Source organism: Pseudomonas sp. Irchel 3E20, assembly GCF_900187645.1.
Classification (GTDB): domain Bacteria; phylum Pseudomonadota; class Gammaproteobacteria; order Pseudomonadales; family Pseudomonadaceae; genus Aquipseudomonas.
In genome coordinates this window covers 99,696-118,175 of sequence record NZ_FYEE01000011.1, presented here as the reverse complement: position 1 = coordinate 118,175, position 18,480 = coordinate 99,696, and the positions used below count along the sequence as shown (strand labels likewise).

At 64.2% G+C, this 18,480-nt stretch carries 21 protein-coding genes; 10 read left to right on the top strand and 11 right to left on the bottom strand.

Annotated features, from left to right (window positions below):
• The first annotated feature begins 7 nt into the window (after window positions 1-7).
• Complete coding sequence (locus CKW13_RS19100; RefSeq protein ID WP_095110246.1) at window positions 8-658, top strand: HAD family hydrolase; 651 nt, start codon at window positions 8-10, stop codon at window positions 656-658.
• A gap of 52 nt (window positions 659-710) precedes the next feature.
• On the opposite strand, the gene CKW13_RS19095 is transcribed toward CKW13_RS19100, so the two are convergent.
• Window positions 711-1,733 carry an aminopeptidase gene (locus CKW13_RS19095; RefSeq protein ID WP_095110365.1) on the bottom strand — a complete coding sequence of 341 codons (1,023 nt, stop codon included), beginning with the start codon at window positions 1,731-1,733 and terminating at the stop codon, window positions 711-713.
• Window positions 1,734-1,901: 168 nt separating this feature from the next.
• Between CKW13_RS19095 and CKW13_RS19090 the strand changes: the two genes are divergently transcribed.
• Window positions 1,902-2,324: a hypothetical protein gene (locus tag CKW13_RS19090; protein WP_095110244.1), complete on the top strand. Its 423-nt coding sequence runs from the start codon at window positions 1,902-1,904 to the stop codon at window positions 2,322-2,324.
• Window positions 2,325-2,330: 6 nt separating this feature from the next.
• Here the strand turns inward: CKW13_RS19090 and CKW13_RS19085 are convergent, their stop codons facing one another.
• Complete coding sequence (locus tag CKW13_RS19085; protein ID WP_095110243.1) at window positions 2,331-2,564, bottom strand: DUF1161 domain-containing protein; 234 nt, start codon at window positions 2,562-2,564, stop codon at window positions 2,331-2,333.
• A 90-nt stretch (window positions 2,565-2,654) separates the two neighbouring features.
• Window positions 2,655-3,086 carry an OsmC family protein gene (locus CKW13_RS19080; protein ID WP_095110242.1) on the bottom strand — a complete coding sequence of 144 codons (432 nt, stop codon included), beginning with the start codon at window positions 3,084-3,086 and terminating at the stop codon, window positions 2,655-2,657.
• 244 nt (window positions 3,087-3,330) lie between these two features.
• On the opposite strand from CKW13_RS19080, the gene CKW13_RS19075 reads away from it, so the two are divergent.
• Window positions 3,331-4,332, top strand: coding sequence for an LLM class flavin-dependent oxidoreductase (locus CKW13_RS19075; protein WP_095110240.1), 1,002 nt, complete (start codon window positions 3,331-3,333; stop codon window positions 4,330-4,332).
• Window positions 4,333-4,529: 197 nt separating this feature from the next.
• Here CKW13_RS19075 and CKW13_RS19070 read toward each other — a convergent pair whose 3' ends face one another.
• Together CKW13_RS19070 and CKW13_RS19065 are read right to left on the bottom strand one after the other, a co-directional pair.
• Window positions 4,530-4,754, bottom strand: a complete 225-nt coding sequence (locus CKW13_RS19070; RefSeq protein ID WP_095110238.1) for a DUF1161 domain-containing protein — start codon at window positions 4,752-4,754, stop codon at window positions 4,530-4,532.
• A 111-nt stretch (window positions 4,755-4,865) separates the two neighbouring features.
• Window positions 4,866-5,081, bottom strand: a complete 216-nt coding sequence (locus CKW13_RS19065; protein WP_095110237.1) for a dodecin — start codon at window positions 5,079-5,081, stop codon at window positions 4,866-4,868.
• 154 nt (window positions 5,082-5,235) lie between these two features.
• On the opposite strand from CKW13_RS19065, the gene CKW13_RS19060 reads away from it, so the two are divergent.
• Window positions 5,236-5,562, top strand: a complete 327-nt coding sequence (locus CKW13_RS19060) for a YqjD family protein (protein ID WP_095110235.1) — start codon at window positions 5,236-5,238, stop codon at window positions 5,560-5,562.
• Here the strand turns inward: CKW13_RS19060 and CKW13_RS19055 are convergent.
• Complete coding sequence (locus CKW13_RS19055) at window positions 5,559-6,452, bottom strand: LysR family transcriptional regulator (RefSeq protein ID WP_095110234.1); 894 nt, start codon at window positions 6,450-6,452, stop codon at window positions 5,559-5,561. The genes CKW13_RS19060 and CKW13_RS19055 overlap by 4 nt on opposite strands.
• A gap of 112 nt (window positions 6,453-6,564) precedes the next feature.
• On the opposite strand from CKW13_RS19055, the gene trpB reads away from it, so the two are divergent.
• Window positions 6,565-7,797, top strand: coding sequence for a tryptophan synthase subunit beta (trpB, locus tag CKW13_RS19050; protein WP_095110233.1), 1,233 nt, complete (start codon window positions 6,565-6,567; stop codon window positions 7,795-7,797).
• Entirely contained in the window at window positions 7,797-8,609 is an 813-nt protein-coding gene (trpA, locus tag CKW13_RS19045; RefSeq protein WP_095110232.1) for a tryptophan synthase subunit alpha, read from the top strand. Before trpB ends, trpA begins: the two co-directional genes overlap by 1 nt.
• A 177-nt stretch (window positions 8,610-8,786) precedes the next feature.
• On the opposite strand, the gene CKW13_RS19040 is transcribed toward trpA, so the two are convergent.
• The 3 genes from CKW13_RS19040 to CKW13_RS19030 form a co-directional block, all read right to left on the bottom strand.
• Window positions 8,787-9,140 (bottom strand): DUF6124 family protein, encoded by a 354-nt coding sequence (locus tag CKW13_RS19040; protein WP_095110231.1) that lies wholly within the window; start codon window positions 9,138-9,140, stop codon window positions 8,787-8,789.
• Window positions 9,141-9,754: 614 nt separating this feature from the next.
• Window positions 9,755-10,081, bottom strand: a complete 327-nt coding sequence (locus tag CKW13_RS19035; RefSeq protein WP_095110229.1) for a DOPA 4,5-dioxygenase family protein — start codon at window positions 10,079-10,081, stop codon at window positions 9,755-9,757.
• A 40-nt stretch (window positions 10,082-10,121) separates the two neighbouring features.
• Window positions 10,122-11,066 carry a LysR family transcriptional regulator gene (locus CKW13_RS19030; protein ID WP_095110227.1) on the bottom strand — a complete coding sequence of 315 codons (945 nt, stop codon included), beginning with the start codon at window positions 11,064-11,066 and terminating at the stop codon, window positions 10,122-10,124.
• Between the two features lie 114 nt (window positions 11,067-11,180).
• On the opposite strand from CKW13_RS19030, the gene betC reads away from it, so the two are divergent.
• The 3 genes from betC to CKW13_RS19015 all read left to right on the top strand — a co-directional run bounded on the left by betC (window position 11,181) and on the right by CKW13_RS19015 (window position 15,439).
• Entirely contained in the window at window positions 11,181-12,695 is a 1,515-nt protein-coding gene (gene betC, locus CKW13_RS19025; RefSeq protein ID WP_095110226.1) for a choline-sulfatase, read from the top strand.
• Between the two features lie 15 nt (window positions 12,696-12,710).
• Complete coding sequence (gene choX / locus CKW13_RS19020; RefSeq protein WP_095110223.1) at window positions 12,711-13,631, top strand: choline ABC transporter substrate-binding protein; 921 nt, start codon at window positions 12,711-12,713, stop codon at window positions 13,629-13,631.
• A 239-nt stretch (window positions 13,632-13,870) separates the two neighbouring features.
• Entirely contained in the window at window positions 13,871-15,439 is a 1,569-nt protein-coding gene (locus CKW13_RS19015; RefSeq protein ID WP_095110220.1) for a SulP family inorganic anion transporter, read from the top strand.
• A 132-nt stretch (window positions 15,440-15,571) separates the two neighbouring features.
• Here CKW13_RS19015 and aroE read toward each other — a convergent pair whose 3' ends face one another.
• Together aroE and hemF are read right to left on the bottom strand one after the other, a co-directional pair.
• Entirely contained in the window at window positions 15,572-16,393 is an 822-nt protein-coding gene (aroE, locus tag CKW13_RS19010; protein WP_095110217.1) for a shikimate dehydrogenase, read from the bottom strand.
• 15 nt (window positions 16,394-16,408) lie between these two features.
• On the bottom strand, window positions 16,409-17,317 hold the full coding sequence (gene hemF / locus CKW13_RS19005) for an oxygen-dependent coproporphyrinogen oxidase (protein ID WP_095110215.1): 909 nt from the start codon (window positions 17,315-17,317) through the stop codon (window positions 16,409-16,411).
• Window positions 17,318-17,483: 166 nt separating this feature from the next.
• Between hemF and CKW13_RS19000 the strand changes: the two genes are divergently transcribed.
• Window positions 17,484-18,461 (top strand): NADPH:quinone reductase, encoded by a 978-nt coding sequence (locus CKW13_RS19000; RefSeq protein ID WP_095110213.1) that lies wholly within the window; start codon window positions 17,484-17,486, stop codon window positions 18,459-18,461.
• Window positions 18,462-18,480 lie beyond the last annotated feature (19 nt).

The window sequence follows — 18,480 nt, the reverse complement described above, 5'->3', positions numbered from 1 at the left end:
ATTTTCCATGCACTACCAAACCGTTTTGTTCGACCTCGACGGCACCCTCACCGACCCGCGCGAAGGCATCACCCGCTCGATCCAGTTCGCCCTGGCCAACCTAGGCATCGACGAGCCGGACCTGAGCAAGCTCGAACACTTTATCGGCCCGCCCCTGCTACAAGCCTTTATGCAGTTTTACGACTTCGACGAGGCCAAGGCTTGGGAGGCGGTGAACTTCTACCGTGAGCGTTTCAAGGTCACCGGCCTGTACGAAAACCGTGTGTTCGACGGCGTCACCCCATTGCTGGAAACCCTCAGCGGGCAAGGGCGCCAGCTATATATCGCCACCTCAAAACCCTGGGTGTTCGCCCGGGAAATCGCCCGCCACTTCGACTTCGCCAAACACTTCAAGGTGGTCTACGGCAGCGAACTGGACGGCACCCGCACCAACAAGGTCGAATTGATCGCCCACCTCATGCGCGAAGAAGGCCTCGACCCCGCCCACACCTTGATGATCGGCGACCGCAAACACGACCTGATCGGCGCCAAAACCAATGGCCTGGACGCCGCCGCCGTGGGCTACGGTTTTGGCAGCCACGAAGAGTTGAGCGCCGAACAACCGACTTATCACTTCCAAACCCTGGCCCAATTGCATGAGGCGTTTTTGCCGCGTTAGTGCTCTTGCGGGGGCTGGCGAATGACAAGGGTGGTGAATGGCTGCGCACCCGCTATTGGCGCGCTGCCGCCAACAAGCCCTCAAGCCGTTGCTGGCGCGCGTGCGCGGGCAGGGCGCCCAGGGTTTGCACTGCACGGTAAAACGCCGGCCAATCGCCCTGGGCCTGCTGGAACAGCGCCGCAAACGCCGGCACCCATTGGTCGTAGAGGCCAAAGGGCAGCAAACGGGCGTTGTTCAGTGGCGCATTGACCCAGGCGTCGTAGCGCTTGGACCCAGCCCATTGGTGCTCGCGCAGGTGCCGGTACTCGCGGCGCAAGCGCTCGAATTCGGCGGCCTTGCCCTGGCGCATGGCTTCGGCGGACAGGGGCGAGGCGTACAAGCGCTCCAGGCGCGCGCGGCTGTCGAGCACCAACGCAATGAACTGCTCGCGCTGGCGGCCCTGCGCATCGCCGGCCGGCGCCAGGCCCCGGGCCGAGCGCCATTGCCGGGTGCCTTCCTGCTCAACGAAGGAGGCGAAGGACTCATTGAACGACGTGTCGTCTTTCACGTAGACACGCTGATGCGCCAACTCATGGAAGATCAGCGTGGCCAGGCGTTCGTCGCCCCAACCCAGCATCGAACTAAGGATCGGGTCATTGAACCAGCCCAGGGTGGAATAGGCCTCGACCCCGCCAATCGACACGTCCAGCCCTTGTTGGGCAAGCAGCGCCGCCTCGCCCCGGGCGCCGCTCTGGCTGTAATAGCCGCGATAGGCCACGCAACCGGCAATCGGGAAGCAGTGGTTTTGCGGGCTCAGGGAAAACTCCGGCGTGGCGAACACATTCCACACCACAAACGGGCGGCCGATATCGGCGTAAAGCCGGTAGCTCTGGTTATCCGGCAAATGCAGCTGTTCGCTGGCAAAGGCCCGAGCCTTTTGTGATTGCGCCAAGTGCGCGCGCAAGGTCGGGTCGCGGGCCGGGTCGGCGACCACCTCGGCCACCGGCACGCGGGCGTTGAGCAGGCGTAGCTGGCCTTGGGCCAATTGGCCGTAATAGCTCAGGCTGGCGCAGCCGTTGAGCAGCACGGCGGGCAACAAGAGCGCAAATAGCCCAAGGCGTCTGTTTTGCCTTATCAAATTCCAATCTTCCCGTGAGTGGCGCAGCGCACGACTATCGCGCCTGTTTGCCGCTGCGCCAAGTGCACCTTCATACCCGAGGCGGATCGGCGCTATGCTCAGCCCCTGACCGTCCGGATGCCTGCCATGCGCCTAGCCTTGTTGTTCCTCGCCTGCACCACCCTCACAGCGTGCGTCGCCACGCCACTGCCCGCCGTAAACCCACAGATGGCCTGGGTCGACTTCGCCACCCCATCGCCCGGCGGCAAAGTGCTGATGGCCGATCGCCTGGACAACCAACGGCTGCCGGACGGGCGCTACTTCCAGGTGACGCCGGGGCGCCATGAGCTGACAGTGCGTTTTGACTTTGAAGTCATGGGCGGCGGCATGCTCATGACCACCGAACCGCGCGAGCGCCTGTGCTACATGACCGTGCCGTACGAGCATTTCGAGGCCGGCCAGCGCTATCGGTTGGAGGCCCGTTCACTGGCCTTCACCCCCAGCGCCCGGCTGCTCAACGCCCGGGGCGAGATCGTCGCCACCGAGCGGGCGATCCACTGCGTGCCCTGAGTGGGCTCAGCGGTCGTTCTTTTGATAGATGATTTTCCGGGTGCCGTTCTCGCAACTGCCGACCACCATGTTCTGGTCGTGTACATCAGCGTTGGGGACGACTTCCAGGGTGTATGAAGCAACGCCTTGCGCCTGGATCTTGGCCTCGATCTCGGCCTTGAGTTCTTCACAAGGTTTAGGTGCAGCCAACGCCGAAGTGCTCAGCGCCAAGCCGATTACCGCCAAAGCAAAACCTTTCATGTGCCAACTCCCTGAATGCGGTGCGCAGGGCCCTGCGCCAAAGCCGCGAAGGCCCATTGCACCACACATGTGAACCCACGGTTACGCGGATCAGCCCACCAGGGTCGCGTCCAGGGTGATCTTGGCGTTCAGCACCTTGGAAACCGGGCAGCCCTCTTTGGCTTTTTTGCTCAGTTCTTCAAATTGCGCCTGGGTGGCGCCGGGGATTTTGGCCTTGAGAATCAAATTCACGGCGGTGATGGCAAAGCCATCGTCGAGCTTGTCCAGCGTGACTTCGGCCTGAGTGTCGATGCTGTCTGCCTTCAGGCCCGCGTCGCCCAGGATCATGGAAAACGCCATGGAAAAGCAGCCCGCATGCGCGGCGCCGATCAGCTCTTCCGGGTTGGTGCCCTTGCCGCCCTCGAAACGTGCCTTGAAACCGTAAGGCGCCTCGCGCAACACACCGGTTTCGGTGGAAATGGAACCGATGCCGGTTTTCAAGTCGCCTGCCCAGTGGGCCGATGCTTTCTTCGTGATGCTCATCGCTGTCTCCTCAGGTTCGGCGCGAAAGATCGCGCCTGTGGGGTTTTGCGTTACTAGGGTTCTGAGGATAGAAGAGCCGCCAAAGTTCACCTCATCAGAAATCGCTACCCGTCTGGTAGGTAAATTCGCGTCCGCTATTGAATCTCGGGTATATGCCCACATTGCATGAAGCAGGCTTATCGAAATCGGCAGGTTTTGGCGCGTGACAAAAAACCTGCAAACCCCTCACTGGAGACGCAGGTTTATGAAGCAACTGTCCGATATCAAGTTCTCGACCCTCGACCTGGTGCCCGTGCGCGCCGATGGCAGCCCGGCGCAATCGTTGCGCAACTCCTTGGATCTGGCGCAACACGTCGAGAAGTTCGGCTATCACCGCTTTTGGGTGGCCGAACACCACAACATGGACGGCATCGCCAGCTCCGCCACCTCCGTGCTGCTCGGCTACCTGGCCGGTGGCACCTCGACCATCCGCGTCGGCTCCGGCGGGGTGATGTTGCCCAACCATGCGCCGTTGGTCATCGCCGAACAGTTCGGCACCCTGGAAAGCCTCTACCCCGGGCGAATCGACCTGGGCCTGGGCCGCGCGCCCGGTTCCGACCAAATGACCGCCCGCGCCTTGCGCCGCGAACGGTCGGGCAGCGCCGACGATTTCCCGGACGACGTGGCCGAACTGATGGCCTACCTCGGCCCGCGCACCCCGGAGCAAAAAGTCATCGCCGTGCCGGGTACGGGCACCCACGTGCCGGTGTGGCTGCTGGGTTCGAGCCTGTTCAGCGCCCAACTGGCGGGCGAACGGGGGTTGCCTTACGCCTTCGCCTCACATTTCGCACCGCGCTACATGCACGAAGCCATTCGCGTTTACCGCAACCACTTCAAGCCTTCGGCCGTGTTGGATAAGCCCTACGTGATGCTCGGCATTCCGCTGGTGGCCGCCGACACCGACGAGCAGGCCGATTACCTGGCCACCTCGGTGTACCAACGCATCCTGGCCCTGATGCGCGGCCAAAGCCTGGTGCAGCGCCCACCGGTCAGCACCATGGACGGCTTGTGGTTGCCCCATGAAAAAGAAGCCGTGGCCAGTTTCCTGGGCCTGGCGATGGTCGGCAGCCCGGAAAAAATCCGCGCCAAACTGCAGGTGCTGATCGAACAGACCGGGGCCGATGAACTGATCTTTACCTGCGACTTGTACGAACACGCTGATCGCCTGCATTCCTATGAATTGCTGGCGCAGGTGATGAAGGGGTGATGGCGGTTAGGTGAACCGCAGATGATGGGGGAGCGGGCCGGGCAATGGGCTTGTGGCGGCTGCAATGGCGTCATCGCGAGCAGGCCCGCTCCCACAGTTGAACAGTGGTGTGGGGGGGATGTTCATTCTTCCTTTGTGGGAGCGAGCCTGCTCGCGATGGCGGCACGCAGGCCTCCCACGGGGGTTCAGCACAAGCACTAGCCGCGCTTGTAGACGATCTCTTTAGTGCCCGCCTCGCAGGTGCCGACGACTTTGCCGTCAGCGTCCGCGCCTTTTTCCACGATCTCCAGCGAATAACCCGACGCACCATTGGCATCGATCTTCGCGGCGATTTCGCTTTTCAACTCTTCGCACGGCTTGCCCGCAGCCAGGGCGGTGCCCGCCAGGCTCAACAAACCTACAGCCAGTACAAACTTCTTCATCGGTCACATTCCCTGGTCGGATTAAAAAACCTCGGCGGCGGGCCCAATGCCCGCGGCCGGATAGCGCTTTGCCATTCCTATGGCAATCGGCCAGCGTACAAGTTCAGCGCCTCAGCTATTGGCGATGCGAAACCCCACCTTGAGGGTGACCTGAAAATGCGCCGCTCTGCCGTCCTTGATATGGCCGCGGGTTTCGGTCACCTCGAACCATTCCAAGTGCTTGATGCTCTTGCTGGCCTCGGCCAGGGCATTGTTGATGGCGTCTTCGATGCTGGTGGGGGACGACCCTACCAGTTCCACTTTCTTGTAGGTGTGATGGTCTGTCATAGCGATCTCCTTTGGCGTAGGTCAAAGCCTAGCAGCGAATAGGGCGAATACTTGTGACAGGCGTTTCTTCACGAAAGGTCAGAATTTCTGCACTTTCCCAAACCCCTGGAGTCCGAACCTTCACACGCCACTCAACCAATGCAGGAGAGCCACCATGGCCAACACTTCTTTACGCAAAGCCTCATTGCAAAGCATGGAAGCGGAAATCGAGAGTCTGCTCAAATCCCTGGAAAGCCTCAAAGACGATGCCTCCGACGAGTCGCGTAAAACCCTCAAGGCCCTCAAAAGCAACGCCGAGAACGCGCTGAAGCATTCGCGCCACCTGCTCAGCGACGCTTATGAAGAAGTCAAAGTCAAAACCCGCGAAACCGGGATCGCCACCCGCGACTATGCCCAGCAACACCCCTGGACCACTGCCGGTGTCGCGGTCGGAGCCCTGGGCCTGCTGGCCGCTTACTTGATGTGCAAACGCGGCGACTAAGCCTGCTGGCGCAGCTCATTTTTGAGCCACTGCGCCAACTGCCGAGCGCGCCCGTCCGCGGCGCGCTTGGGTAGCCACAACGCCAGTTGCGCCGGGGTTTGGCAAAAACCCCACGGCGCAACCAGGCGCCCGGCGCGCAGGTCCTCGGCCACCAACGGCTCAGGGGCGATCGCCACGCCCAAACCGGCCACCGCCGCTTCCAGCAAGTAGTACAAATGCTCAAACCCCTGCCCGAACTTCAGCGCCCCGGCGTCGAGGTCGCTTTGCCGTGCCCAACTGGGCCAGGCCTGGGGCCGCGAGGTGGTGTGCAGCAACGCCTCTCCCAGCAAGGCGCTAGCGGGGGCCTCGCGCAACGCCTCGTAGGCCGCGCAACGCGGGCTCATCACCGGGCCGATGCGCTCACTGGCCAACTCGTACACCTGCATATCCGCCGGCCACGGCGGCTCGGCGAACACCAAGAGCGCGTCCAGCCCCGGGCGGCGCGGGTCCAGGTCGCCTTCACCGGCCGACAGGTGCAGGCGTAAATCCGGCAAATCGGCGTTCAAGCGCCCCAACCGCGGGATAAACCAGCGCGCCAGCAAGCTACCCGAGCAGCCCAACACAAAGGGCGCATCCGCCGTGCTCTGGCTCAGCTCGGCGCACACCGTGCGCAAGCGCTCGAAGGCCTCGGTACTGGCATCGCGCAGGCGCACGCCGGCATCTGTGAGTTTAAGGCCGCGCCCTTCCTTGACGAAAAGGCCCACCCCCAGGTGCTCCTCCAACGCCTTCAACTGCCGGCTGACGGCACCGTGGGTTACGTGCAGGTGTTCGGCGGCCTTACTCACGCTATTGAGGCGGGCGGTGGCCTCGAAGGCGCGCAGGGCGTTGAGCGGGGGCAGGTCTTGGCGCATGGTAAATGTGAGTTTTCCTGACAGGTTGCGGCGATCTTATCGGTTTTCAGCCCCCGGCGGCAGGGGTAGAGTGAACGCCATTGTCACTTAACGAATGCCCCTGGAGCGCGTCATGACCCAGCCCCATCACCCGCAAAACCTGCGTAACGGCCCCGACGCCAACGGCCTGTTCGGCGACTTCGGCGGCCGCTACGTGGCAGAAACCCTGATGCCGTTGATCCTCGAACTGGCCCGCGAATACGAAGCGGCCAAGATCGACCCGGCCTTCATTGAAGAATTAGCCTACTTCCAGCGCGACTACGTCGGGCGCCCCAGCCCACTGTACTTCGCCGAACGCCTGACCGAGTTCTGCGGCGGCGCCAAGATCTACCTCAAGCGCGAAGAGCTCAACCACACCGGCGCCCACAAGATCAACAACTGCATCGGCCAGATCCTGCTGGCGCGGCGCATGGGCAAAAAACGCATCATCGCCGAGACCGGCGCCGGCATGCACGGCGTGGCCACCGCCACCGTGGCCGCGCGGTTCGGCCTCGACTGCGTGATCTACATGGGCACCACCGACATCGAGCGCCAGCAGGCCAACGTGTTCCGCATGAAGCTGCTGGGCGCCACCGTGATCCCGGTGGTGGCCGGCACCGGCACCCTCAAAGACGCCATGAACGAAGCGCTGCGCGACTGGGTGACCAACGTCGACAGCACCTTCTACCTGATTGGCACCGTGGCCGGCCCGCACCCGTACCCGGCCATGGTGCGCGACTTCCAAGCCGTGATCGGCAAGGAAACCCGCGACCAGTTGCAAGCTCAGGAAGGGCGCCTGCCCGACAGCCTGGTGGCGTGCATCGGCGGCGGCTCCAACGCCATGGGCCTGTTCCACCCGTTTTTGGATGACCAGAGCGTGCAAATCATCGGCGTCGAAGCGGCCGGCTACGGCATCGACACCGGCAAGCACGCGGCCAGCCTCAACGGCGGCGTACCCGGCGTGCTGCACGGCAACCGCACCTTTTTGCTGCAAGACGACGACGGCCAGATCATCGACGCCCACTCCATCTCCGCCGGCCTGGACTACCCCGGCATCGGCCCGGAACACGCCTGGTTGCACGATATCGGCCGTGCCGAATACACCTCGGTCACCGACGACGAAGCCCTCGACGCCTTTCACAAATGCTGTCGCCTGGAAGGGATTATTCCCGCACTGGAAAGCGCCCACGCCCTGGCCGAAGTGTTCAAGCGCGCCCCGACCCTGCCCAAGGATCACCTGATGGTGGTCAACCTCTCCGGGCGCGGCGACAAAGACATGCAAACCGTCATGCACCACATGGAACACACCCAGCAGGAGAAACACTGATGAGCCGCCTGCACACCCGCTTCGCCCAGCTCAAGCAACAAAACCGCGCCGCCCTGGTGACCTTCGTCACCGCCGGCGACCCCAACTACGACACCTCGCTGGCCATCCTCAAGGGCCTGCCCGCCGCCGGCGCCGACGTGATCGAGTTGGGCATGCCCTTCACCGACCCCATGGCTGACGGCCCGGCCATCCAACTGGCCAACATCCGCGCCCTGGGCGCCAAGCAGAACCTGGCCAAAACCCTGCAAATGGTGCGCGAGTTCCGCCAGGGCAACAGCGATACGCCCCTGGTGCTGATGGGCTACTTCAACCCCATCCACCACTACGGCGTGCCGCGCTTCATCAGCGAGGCCAAAGAGGCGGGCGTGGACGGTTTGATCGTGGTGGACCTGCCGCCCGAGCATAACGGCGAGCTGTGCGACCCCGCGCAAGCGGCGGGCCTGGACTTTATCCGCCTCACCACCCCGACCACCGACGATGAACGCCTGCCTACCGTGCTCAACGGCAGCTCCGGGTTTGTGTACTACGTCTCGGTGGCGGGCGTGACCGGCGCCGGCGCCGCCACCCTGGAACACGTCGAAGAAGCCGTGGCACGCCTGCGCCGCCACACCGACCTGCCCATCAGCATCGGCTTCGGCATCCGCACCCCCGAGCAAGCCGCCGCCATCGCCCGGTTGGCCGACGGCGTGGTGGTGGGCTCGGCCCTGATCGACCACATCGCCAACGCCACCAGCGACGAACAAGCCGTGGACGGCGTACTGAGCCTGTGCGCCGCACTGGCCCAAGGCGTACGCGGGGCGCGTGGCGCCTAAAGGTATTAGGCGCTAGCTAAAAAGGGGTTCAGGCACGCTGCCTGAACCCCTTTTTTTATTGAGCAGGCCCCTCATGTGGGAGCGAGCCTGCCCGCGATGGCAGCGGCACAGCCAACAACCTCGCCGAATGACACACCCCCATCGCGGGCAGGGCCCGCTCCCACAGGGGCAGCGGTTTTAGCCGTGGCCATGCTCCACATCCAACACCCGGTTCACCAGCAACTGGCCCAACTCGATCATCTGCTGGATCGCCAGCGCCACATGGCGGCGCGAGCCGTCGAGGTCGAACGCCAGGTCGCAGGCCATGGCATTGGCCGAGGTCAGGGTTTGGTAGGCGTTGGCCAGCAGCGTTTCGGCGTGGGTATCGGGCACCACGCTGAACAGAGTTTCAGGCGGACACGGGCGCGGGGTGTCGGGGCGCAAGTGAAAATCCAGGGCACGCTCGGCGGCCTCGTGGAAACGCGGGGAATCGGCGGATGCGTAGGGGGAAACGCTGAGGTCTTCGGGCGGGTTGGGGGTGGGTTTGAACATGTTTTAGCTCCGAGTAATTAAGGAGCCAACACCGTTTCGCTTGCTTCGAAAGAGGTGGCGGCTGTGCGCAGGTGTGCAAGACCGGACTCGGAACCCGGCAGGCCCGAAGGCCTCCCACACACAGCCGCCATAACGGTTCGCGAGCATAGAAAAATGCTCGATGAATAGCCATAAGCGATTGTGGGCCGAGTCGGACTTGCACGTCCGTGTCACCGATTGAGCGATGACCGGCGCAGACTAGCCCCCGGTTTTGCCGCCCACACGTTCACCACCCGCGCCACAACCTGAAGGAAAACTCCCCAAACACCACAAAACCTGTGGGAGCGAGCCTGCTCACGATGGCAGCGGCACAGCCAACAACCTCGCCGAATGACACACCGCCATCGCAGGCAGGGCCCGCTCCCACAGGGGGTTGTTCGATAGCGGGGCGGGGATTAGCCGCTCAAAAAACGCTCAAATCCAACGGCCGTATCGCGCCCATCATTCACTGTGGGAGCGAGCCTGCTCGCGATGGCAGCGGCACAGCCAACAACCTCGCCGAATGACACTCCGCCATCGCGGGCAGGGCCCGCTCCCACAGGGGGTTGTTCGATAGCGGGGCGGGGCTTAGCCGCTCAAAAAACGCTCAAATCCAACGGCCGCATTGCGCCCATCCACACGGCGTAGTCGGTGTGGTCGGCCAGGTCGTCGCCGGTGTTGGGGTGCAAAAACACCACCAGGCCATTACGGTTCAGCGCCAGCCACGGCAGCATCACGCCGATGATTTCGGGGCCGAAGGCCAGTTGGCAGCTCCAGTCCGGGTGCGGGCCCACGGGGCGTTCGTGGAGGCGGCCCATGTGCACGTCGAACAGCCCCGTGGCGGTTTCGCACAACTGGCGGGCTTGTTCGAGGGTGTTGGCGTCGTAGTAGATGTGGGCGTGGTAGCCCTTGATCCGTTGCATAGCGCTCTCTGGATGTCAGATTTTTTACCCAGCCGCCACGCTACACCGCGATAGCCGGCAGGGCCATCCCCGCCAGGGTGTCGGCGCGGTGCTCGGCCATCAGCCAATCGACAAAGCTCTGGATCAGCGCCCCGCGCCGTTTACGGGCCGGCAGCACCACGTGGTAGCCAAACCCCGAGGCGGCACTTTCGGCAATCGGCCGGCACAGCAGGCCTTGGGCCAGCAAGTTATCCACCAGGTGACGCCAGCCAATGGCCACGCCCTGGCCACCAATCGCAGCCTGGATCAGCAGCGTGTAGTTGTCGAAACGCAATTGCCCAGGCGCCGGCGCGGCGTGCAGGCCCAAGGCGCGAAACACCCCGGCCCAGTCGAACCAATGGCTGCTGGCTTCACCGCGCAAGTGCAGCAGCGGCAGGTCGGTGAGGCTAGCGGCCGGCAAGGGCGGGGCGCGGCCCTTGAGCAGCAGCGGGCTGCACACCGGAAACACTTCTTCGTTGAACAGCCAATGGCTGTCGCCCTGCTTGAAGCGGCCGTCGCCAAACCACACGGCCACGTCGATGTCGGGGCGCAGCATGGTGTGGTTGCGCTCGCTGGTCACCAGGCTCACGTCCACCTGGGGGTAGGCGGCGTGAAAGCGGTGCAGGCGCGGCATCAGCCAATAGGCGGCAAAGGCAAAGTCGGTGGCCACTTGCAGCACTTCATGCTGGCCCTGATTGCCGATAGCCAGCAAACCAGTGTCGATGTGCTGCAACCCGGCCTGCACGTGCTCCAGCAGCAGCGCGCCGGCCTCGGTCAGTTCGATGCCGCGGTAGATGCGGTCGAACAGGCGCGTGGCCAACTGTTCTTCGAGCCGTTTGATCTGCTGGCTGATGGCCGGTTGGGTGGTGCCCAGCTCCACCGCCGCCGCGGTAAAGCTGCGCTGGCGCGCTGCGGCCTCAAAGGCGCGCAGCAGGTCCAGGGACAAATCGCCAAGGGCTTCATACATAAGCTGTGCTTATCCTAGTCATTGCCTTGCGTGGGCTTTACCGCTCAGTGCGCGGGCTACATTCTCGGCCCCAGCACTTTCGCATAACTGCTGACTATGGAATGCCGCGAACCCATGAAGCGCAAGAACATTCTTTTCATCATGGCCGATCAAATGGCCGCGCCCATGCTGCCCTTCTACGGGCCATCGCCCATCAAGCTGCCGAATTTGAGCCGCCTCGCCGCCCAGGGTGTGGTGTTCGACGCCGCGTACTGCAACAGCCCCCTGTGCGCGCCGTCGCGCTTTACCCTGGTCAGCGGCCAGTTGCCGAGCAAGATCGGCGCCTACGACAACGCGGCGGATTTCCCCGCCGATGTACCGACCTATGCCCACTACCTGCGGCGCCTGGGCTACCGCACGGCGCTGTCGGGCAAGATGCACTTTTGCGGCCCCGACCAGTTGCACGGCTACGAACAGCGCCTGACCAGCGACATTTACCCGGCCGACTACGGCTGGGCGGTGAACTGGGACGAGCCGGATGTGCGCCCCACCTGGTACCACAACATGGCCTCGGTGCTGCAGGCCGGCCCGTGCGTGCGCACCAACCAACTGGATTTCGACGAAGAGGTGCTGTTCAAGGCGCGCCAGTATTTGTACGACCATGTGCGCGAGGCCGGCGACCAGCCGTTTTGCCTGACGGTGTCGATGACCCACCCCCACGACCCGTACACCATCCCCAAGGCGTATTGGGATTTGTACCGCGACGATGAAATCCCACTGCCGCACACGCCCCCTCAAGCAGCGCAAGACCCTCATTCCCAACGCTTGCTCAAGGTTTACGACCTGTGGGACAAGCCGCTGCCTGTGGATAAGATCCGCGACGCGCGCCGTGCCTATTTTGGTGCGTGCAGCTATATCGACGACAACGTCGGCAAACTCCTGCAAACCCTCGACGAAACCGGGCTGTTGGACGACACCCTGATTGTCTTCTCGGGCGACCATGGCGACATGCTCGGCGAGCGCGGGCTTTGGTACAAAATGCACTGGTTCGAGATGGCCGCCCGCGTGCCGCTGCTGGTGTGGGCGCCGGGGCAATTCGCGGCGGGGCGGGTGCGGGCGGCGGTATCGACTGCCGACCTGCTGCCCACCCTGGTGGAGTTGGCCGGGGGCGAGGTGGCGCCGGGGCTGGCGTTGGATGGCCGCTCGCTGGTGCCGCATTTGCAGGGCGGCAGCGGGCACGACGAGGTGTTCGGCGAGTACATGGCCGAAGGCACCGTGAGCCCGCTGATGATGATCCGCCGGGGCGCCTACAAGTTCATCTACAGCGAGGACGACCCGTGCTTGCTGTTCGACGTGCACAACGACCCCCAGGAACAGGAAGAACTCAGCCAATCGCCGCCACATCGCCCGCTTTTCGACGCTTTTCTCGCCGAGGCGCGGGCCAAGTGGAACATCCCCGCCATCACCGCCCAGGTGCTGGCCAGCCAGCGCCGCCGCCGCTTCGTGGCCCAGGCATTGGCCGTGGGCCAACTCAAGAGCTGGGACCACCAGCCGCTGGTAGACGCCAGCCAGCAGTACATGCGCAACCACATCGACCTCGATGACCTGGAGCGCAAGGCACGTTATCCACAACCCTGCCCACTCCAATAACGTAAGGGGATGCACATGCAAAGGTTATCCACAGGGCTGCTGGCCGGGTTGCTGGCCTTGGGCTGCGCGGCGGCCCAGGCCGAACCGGGCTGCGAGACGGTGAAAATGGCCGACCCGGGCTGGAGCGACATCGCCGCCACCAATGCCCTCACTGGGTTTGTGCTCGAAGGCATGGGCTACAAGCCCAGGGTCGATACCCTGGCGGTGCCGATCATTTTCGGCGGCCTCAAGGACGGCCAGGTGGATGTGTTCCTGGGCAACTGGATGCCGGCGCAGCAGGGCTTCTACGACAAGTTCGTGGCCTCGGGCGAGGTCACCCAACTGGCGAAAAACCTGGACGGCACCGAGTTCACCCTGGCCGTACCCGACTATGTGTGGGAGGCCGGCGTGCAGGATTTTGCCGACCTCAATCGGTTTGCCGAGCGCTTTGGCAGCAAGCTCTATGGCATCGGCGCCGGCGCCCCGGCCAACTTGTCGCTGCAAGAGATCATCAAGAAAAACGATTACGACCTGGGCCGCTGGAAACTGGTGGAATCCAGCGAGCAGGCGATGCTGGCCGAGGTAGGGCGGGCAGTGAAGCGCCAGCGCTTCGTGGCCTTTCTGGGCTGGACGCCGCACCCGATGAACGTGCAACTGAACATGCGCTACCTCAAGGGCGGCGAAAAGTACTTTGGCGCCACCGGCAGCGTCCACACCCTGACCCGCAAGGGTTATGCCCAGGCCTGCCCGAACGTGGCCAGGTTGCTGAACAACCTGACATTCACCCAGGCCATGGAAAACAGCATCATGGCCGCCGTGGCCAACGACAAAACCAGCAACGGCGCCGCGGCCAAGGCCTGGCTCCAGGCCAACCCGGCGGTGCTGGACGCATGGCTGGAGGGGGTGAAAACCCTGGATGGGCAGGAGGCGTTGGCGGCGGTTAAGGCCAGGCTTTAATGCCTGGTTTTTGCTTGGCGGTTTTTTCTGTGGGGCAGGTTCTGTGGGAGCGAGCCTGCTCGCGATGGCGGCAGTACAGCCAGCAACCATGACGGCAGGTATACCGCTATCGCGAGCAGGCTCGCTCCCACAGCGCTCTCCCATAGCGCTTTCCCACAGGGTTGGGCTCCTTAGGGTCCGCCCCCCGTCAACCCGCCACCTGATACTCTTTGGCCACCTCCCCCCACCTTCGAGGCCCCATGGCTGTGCCCACTCGCCATCAGTTGTTTCCCTTCCTCGCCTGGCTGCCGCGCCAGACCCGCGCCAGCGTGGGCCGCGACGCTATCGTCGGGTTGAGCGGGGCGATCCTGGCATTGCCGCAGTCGATTGCCTACGCGCTGATCGCCGGCCTGCCGCCGGAATACGGTTTGTACGCGGCGATCGTGCCGGTGTTGATCGCCTGTTTGTGGGGCTCGTCGTGGCATTTGATCTGCGGGCCGACAGCGGCGATTTCCATCGTGCTGTACGCCAGTATCAGCCCCTTGGCGGTACCGGGGACGCAGGACTACGTGACCCTGATCCTGTTGCTGACCCTGCTGGCGGGCATTTTCCAGTGGCTGCTGGGGATGTTGCGCTTCGGCGCGCTGGTGAATTTCGTCTCCCATGCCGTGGTGCTGGGCTTCACCCTCGGCGCGGCGGTGGTGATTGCCCTGGGGCAGTTGCCCAACCTGTTGGGGCTGGAGGTGCCGAACCAGGCGACCGCGATCAACAGCCTGCTGGCGCTGCTGCGCGAGGCTGGGCACATCGACCGCCCGTCGCTGGCCCTGGGCCTGCTGACCCTGGCCCTGGGCATCGGCCTCAAGCGTTTGCTGCCGCGCTGGCCGACGCTGCTGCTGAGCCTGGTGGCCAGCAGCCTGCTGGTGTGGCTGTGGCCGGGGCTGTTTGGCCATGTGCAACGGGTCAGCGGGTTTGTCGGGCGCTTGCCGCCGTTCAGCGCTTTGCCGTTGGACCTGGACTTGATCCTGCGCCTGCTGCCCAGCGCGGTGGCGGTGGGCATGCTGGGGCTGGTCACCAGCCTGTCGATTGCCCGTTCGATCGCCGCACGTTCCCAGCAACTTCTCGACGCTAACCAGGAAGTTCGTGCCCAGGGCTTGTCCAATATCGTCGGTGGGTTTTTCTCCGGCTCGTTGTCGGCTGGCTCCTTCACCCGCTCCGGGTTGAGCTACGAGGCGGGTGCCTGCTCGCCGCTGGCCGGGGTGTTTTCGGCGCTGTGGGTGGCGCTGTTCGCCGTGGCCGGGGCAGGGTTGATCGCCCACATACCGCTGCCGAGCATGGCGGCGAGCATTGTGCTTATCAGTTGGGGGCTGGTGGATGTGCGCGGCATTCGCGCACTGCTGCGGGTCAGCCGCGCGGAGTTCGTGGTGATGCTGCTGACCTGCCTGGCGACCCTGTTGCTGGAGCTGCAAACGGCGATTTACGCCGGGGTGCTGGCGTCGCTGTTTTTCTACCTCAAGCGCACGTCGCAGCCACGGGTGCAGCAGTTGCGCGAGGGCGAGGACGATGTGCTGCGGGTCGGCGGGTCGATTTTTTTCGGCGCCAGCCATTACCTGCAAGTGCGCCTGCAACGCTTGCACGGCGCGCGGGTGGTGATCGACGCGCAGCAGATCAACTTTATCGACTACTCAGGGGTGGAGATGCTCCACCAGGAAGCGCGGCGCCTATTGCAGCAGGGCCGCAGCCTGACCCTGCGCCGCGCAAGGCCGCAGGTGGTGGAGGAGCTGATGAAGCTGGAAGGGCCGCAAAAATGCCCGATTCGGTTCGAGGACTGAGGGGTTTCTTGCTATGGGAGCCAGCCTCTGTGGGAGCGAGCCTGCCCGCGATGGCGGTGGGTCAGAAAAGGTGATGTCGGCTGACACTGCGCCATCGCGAGCGGGCTCGCTCCCACCAGGAGAGGTGAAGCCCTACAGCGCCAACCCTTGCCGCAACTGCGCCAACACCGGCGCCGTGTCCGGGCGCACGCCGCGCCACAGGTAGAAGGCTTCGCCGGCCTGTTCGACGAGCATGCCCAGGCCATCGAGCGACAGCGCCGCACCGTGTTCGCTGGCCCAGCGGCAGAACGGGGTCGGGGCCTGGCTGTACATCATGTCGTAGCACACCGTGTGGCCCGGTTCGATCAGGCTGCTGGCAATCGGCGGCAGGTCGCCCGCGAGGCTGGCGGAGGTGGCGTTGATAATCACGTCCACCGATTCGTGCAGCCAATCGAAACCGCTGGCCGACACCGGCCCCAGGTCGGCGAAAAGTTCGGCCAGCAGTTCGGCTTTTTCTACGGTGCGGTTGGCGATTATCAGCGACGAGGGCTGCTCGCCCAGCAACGGCTCCAACGCCCCACGCACCGCGCCGCCCGCGCCCAGCAGCAGCACGCGCTTGCCCTTGAGGCTGACCCCGGCATTGACCGTGAGGTCGCGCACCAGGCCCGCGCCGTCGGTGTTGTCGCCCAGCAGTGTGCCGTCGTCGAGTTTGCTTAAGGTGTTGACCGCACCGGCCCGCAGGGCGCGCTCGGTGAGGCGGGTGGCCAGGCGATAGGCCTGTTCCTTGAAGGGCACTGTGACGTTGGCGCCGCGCCCCTCGCGGAAAAATTCCCGGGCGCAGTGGGCGAAATCGTCGAGCGGCGCCAGCAGCGTGTCGTAGGCCAGTTGCTGGCCGGTTTGCTGGGCAAACAGGCGATGGATCAGCGGCGATTTGCTATGGGCAATCGGGTTACCGAAAACGACGTAGTGATCCATCGGGCATCTCCTCGGTCAGGCCAGCCAGTCGCGGTCTTGCAGGAAGTAGTCGGTCAGGCGCGCTTCTTCGCTGCCAGGCTCGGGTTTCCAGTCGTAGCTCCAGCGCACTTGCGGCGGCAACGACATGAGGATCGACTCGGTACGCCCGCCCGATTGCAGGCCAAACAGGGTGCCACGGTCGTAGACCAGGTTGAACTCCACGTAACGACCGCGGCGCAACTCCTGGAATTGGCGCTGCTGCTCGCTGTAGGCCTGGGCCTTGCGGCGCTGGACGATGGGCAGGTAGGCGTCGATGTAGGCGTCGCCGATGGCGCGCATGAAGGCGAAGCAGGTGTCGAAATCCCACTCGTTCAGGTCATCGAAAAACAGGCCGCCGATGCCCCGCGGTTCGTTGCGGTGCTTGAGGTGGAAGTAGCTGTCGCACCAGGCCTTGTAGCGCGGGTAGACATCGGCGCCGAACGGCGCGCAGGCCTGTTCGGCCACGCGGTGCCAGTGCACGCAGTCTTCGTCGTTGCCGTAGTAGGGGGTCAGGTCGAAGCCGCCGCCGAACCACCACACCGGTTCTTCGCCTTCTTTTTCTGCGATGAAAAAGCGCACGTTGGCATGGGACGTTGGCACATAGGGGTTGTGCGGGTGGATCACCAGGGACACCCCCAGCGCCTCGAAGCCACGGCCGGCCAGCTCGGGCCGATGGGCGCTGGCGGACGGCGGCAGGCCGCTGCCGAATACGTGGGAAAAGTTGACGCCGCCCTTCTCGATCACCGCGCCGTTTTCGATCACTCGCGTGCGACCACCGCCGCCGGCGGGCCGGGTCCAGGCGTCTTCGACGAAACGGGTGCCACCGTCCTCAGTTTCCAGGGCGGCACAAATGCGGTCTTGCAGGTCGAGCAGGTAGGCTTTTACGGCCTCGGTGCGGGTAGTCATGGCATCACCTTGAATCGGGCAAAGCTACACGGCGCTTCGTATGGAGCCTGAGGCCGGCGCAAATGGGCGCGTAGCATACCACTGCGCTCGCGTGCGCCGCAGTTGACGAAGATCAAGCTTAGGAGTCCGATAGGAGCCTTTGCCAACCGACCCGAGGACAGTGCAGATGGCCAAGCGTATTGAGTTCCGTGCCCATGGCGGCCCCGACGTATTGGAGTACGTGGACTACTCAGCGGCCGCGCCCGGCCCCCAGCAAGTGCAAGTGCGCAACAAGGCCATTGGCCTGAACTTCATCGACACCTATTTTCGCAGTGGCTTGTACGCGCCGCCGGCCCTGCCCTCGGGCCTGGGCGCCGAGGGCGCCGGGGTGGTGGAGGCGGTGGGCAGCGAAGTGACCCGGTTCAAGGTGGGCGACCGCGTGGCGTACGGCAGCGGCCCGTTGGGCGCCTACAGCGACCTGCATGTGCTGCCGGCGAGCAACCTGGTGCATCTGCCCGAGGCCATCAGCTTCGAGCAAGCGGCGGCGGTGATGCTCAAAGGCCTGACGGTGCAGTACCTGTTGCGCCAGACCTATGCCCTCAAGGGCGGCGAAACCATCCTGTTCCACGCTGCGGCCGGTGGCGTGGGTTCGCTGGCGTGCCAGTGGGCCAAGGCCCTGGGCGTGAAGCTGATCGGCACCGTCAGCTCGCCCGAAAAAGCGGCGCTGGCCAAATCCCTCGGCGCCTGGGCGACCATCGACTACAGCCGCGAAGACGTCGCACAGCGTGTACTGGAACTGACGGACGGGAAAAAGTGCGACGTGGTGTACGACGGCGTCGGCAAGGACACCTGGCTGACGTCCCTGGACAGCGTGGTGCCACGGGGCCTGGTGGTGAGTTTCGGCAATGCGTCGGGCGCGGTGGAAGGGGTGAACCTGGGGATCCTCGCGGCCAAGGGCTCGCTGTACGTGACCCGGCCGACCCTGGCGACTTACGCCAACACCGCCGAAACACTGCAAACCATGGCCGATGAGCTGTTCGCCATGGTCACCAGCGGCAAGCTGAAGGTGGACATCAGCCAGCGTTACCCACTGGCCGAAGCGGCCAAGGCGCAGACCGAACTGTCGGCGCGGCGCACCACGGGGTCGACGATTCTGTTGCCTTGAGGGCGCTATCGCGAGCGGG

Excerpts from the sequence above, each read along its gene's own strand:
- CKW13_RS19100 (WP_095110246.1), top strand. The coding sequence starts at position 8 with ATGCACTACCAAACCGTTTTGTTCGACCTCGACGGCACCCTCACCGAC.
- CKW13_RS19090 (WP_095110244.1), top strand. The coding sequence starts at position 1,902 with ATGCGCCTAGCCTTGTTGTTCCTCGCCTGCACCACCCTCACAGCGTGC.
- CKW13_RS19085 (WP_095110243.1), bottom strand. The coding sequence starts at position 2,564 with ATGAAAGGTTTTGCTTTGGCGGTAATCGGCTTGGCGCTGAGCACTTCG.
- CKW13_RS19080 (WP_095110242.1), bottom strand. The coding sequence starts at position 3,086 with ATGAGCATCACGAAGAAAGCATCGGCCCACTGGGCAGGCGACTTGAAA.
- CKW13_RS19075 (WP_095110240.1), top strand. The coding sequence starts at position 3,331 with ATGAAGCAACTGTCCGATATCAAGTTCTCGACCCTCGACCTGGTGCCC.
- CKW13_RS19070 (WP_095110238.1), bottom strand. The coding sequence starts at position 4,754 with ATGAAGAAGTTTGTACTGGCTGTAGGTTTGTTGAGCCTGGCGGGCACC.
- CKW13_RS19065 (WP_095110237.1), bottom strand. The coding sequence starts at position 5,081 with ATGACAGACCATCACACCTACAAGAAAGTGGAACTGGTAGGGTCGTCC.
- CKW13_RS19060 (WP_095110235.1), top strand. The coding sequence starts at position 5,236 with ATGGCCAACACTTCTTTACGCAAAGCCTCATTGCAAAGCATGGAAGCG.
- CKW13_RS19055 (WP_095110234.1), bottom strand. The coding sequence starts at position 6,452 with ATGCGCCAAGACCTGCCCCCGCTCAACGCCCTGCGCGCCTTCGAGGCC.
- trpB (WP_095110233.1), top strand. The coding sequence starts at position 6,565 with ATGACCCAGCCCCATCACCCGCAAAACCTGCGTAACGGCCCCGACGCC.
- trpA (WP_095110232.1), top strand. The coding sequence starts at position 7,797 with ATGAGCCGCCTGCACACCCGCTTCGCCCAGCTCAAGCAACAAAACCGC.
- CKW13_RS19040 (WP_095110231.1), bottom strand. The coding sequence starts at position 9,140 with ATGTTCAAACCCACCCCCAACCCGCCCGAAGACCTCAGCGTTTCCCCC.
- CKW13_RS19035 (WP_095110229.1), bottom strand. The coding sequence starts at position 10,081 with ATGCAACGGATCAAGGGCTACCACGCCCACATCTACTACGACGCCAAC.
- CKW13_RS19030 (WP_095110227.1), bottom strand. The coding sequence starts at position 11,066 with ATGTATGAAGCCCTTGGCGATTTGTCCCTGGACCTGCTGCGCGCCTTT.
- betC (WP_095110226.1), top strand. The coding sequence starts at position 11,181 with ATGAAGCGCAAGAACATTCTTTTCATCATGGCCGATCAAATGGCCGCG.
- choX (WP_095110223.1), top strand. The coding sequence starts at position 12,711 with ATGCAAAGGTTATCCACAGGGCTGCTGGCCGGGTTGCTGGCCTTGGGC.
- CKW13_RS19015 (WP_095110220.1), top strand. The coding sequence starts at position 13,871 with ATGGCTGTGCCCACTCGCCATCAGTTGTTTCCCTTCCTCGCCTGGCTG.
- aroE (WP_095110217.1), bottom strand. The coding sequence starts at position 16,393 with ATGGATCACTACGTCGTTTTCGGTAACCCGATTGCCCATAGCAAATCG.
- hemF (WP_095110215.1), bottom strand. The coding sequence starts at position 17,317 with ATGACTACCCGCACCGAGGCCGTAAAAGCCTACCTGCTCGACCTGCAA.
- CKW13_RS19000 (WP_095110213.1), top strand. The coding sequence starts at position 17,484 with ATGGCCAAGCGTATTGAGTTCCGTGCCCATGGCGGCCCCGACGTATTG.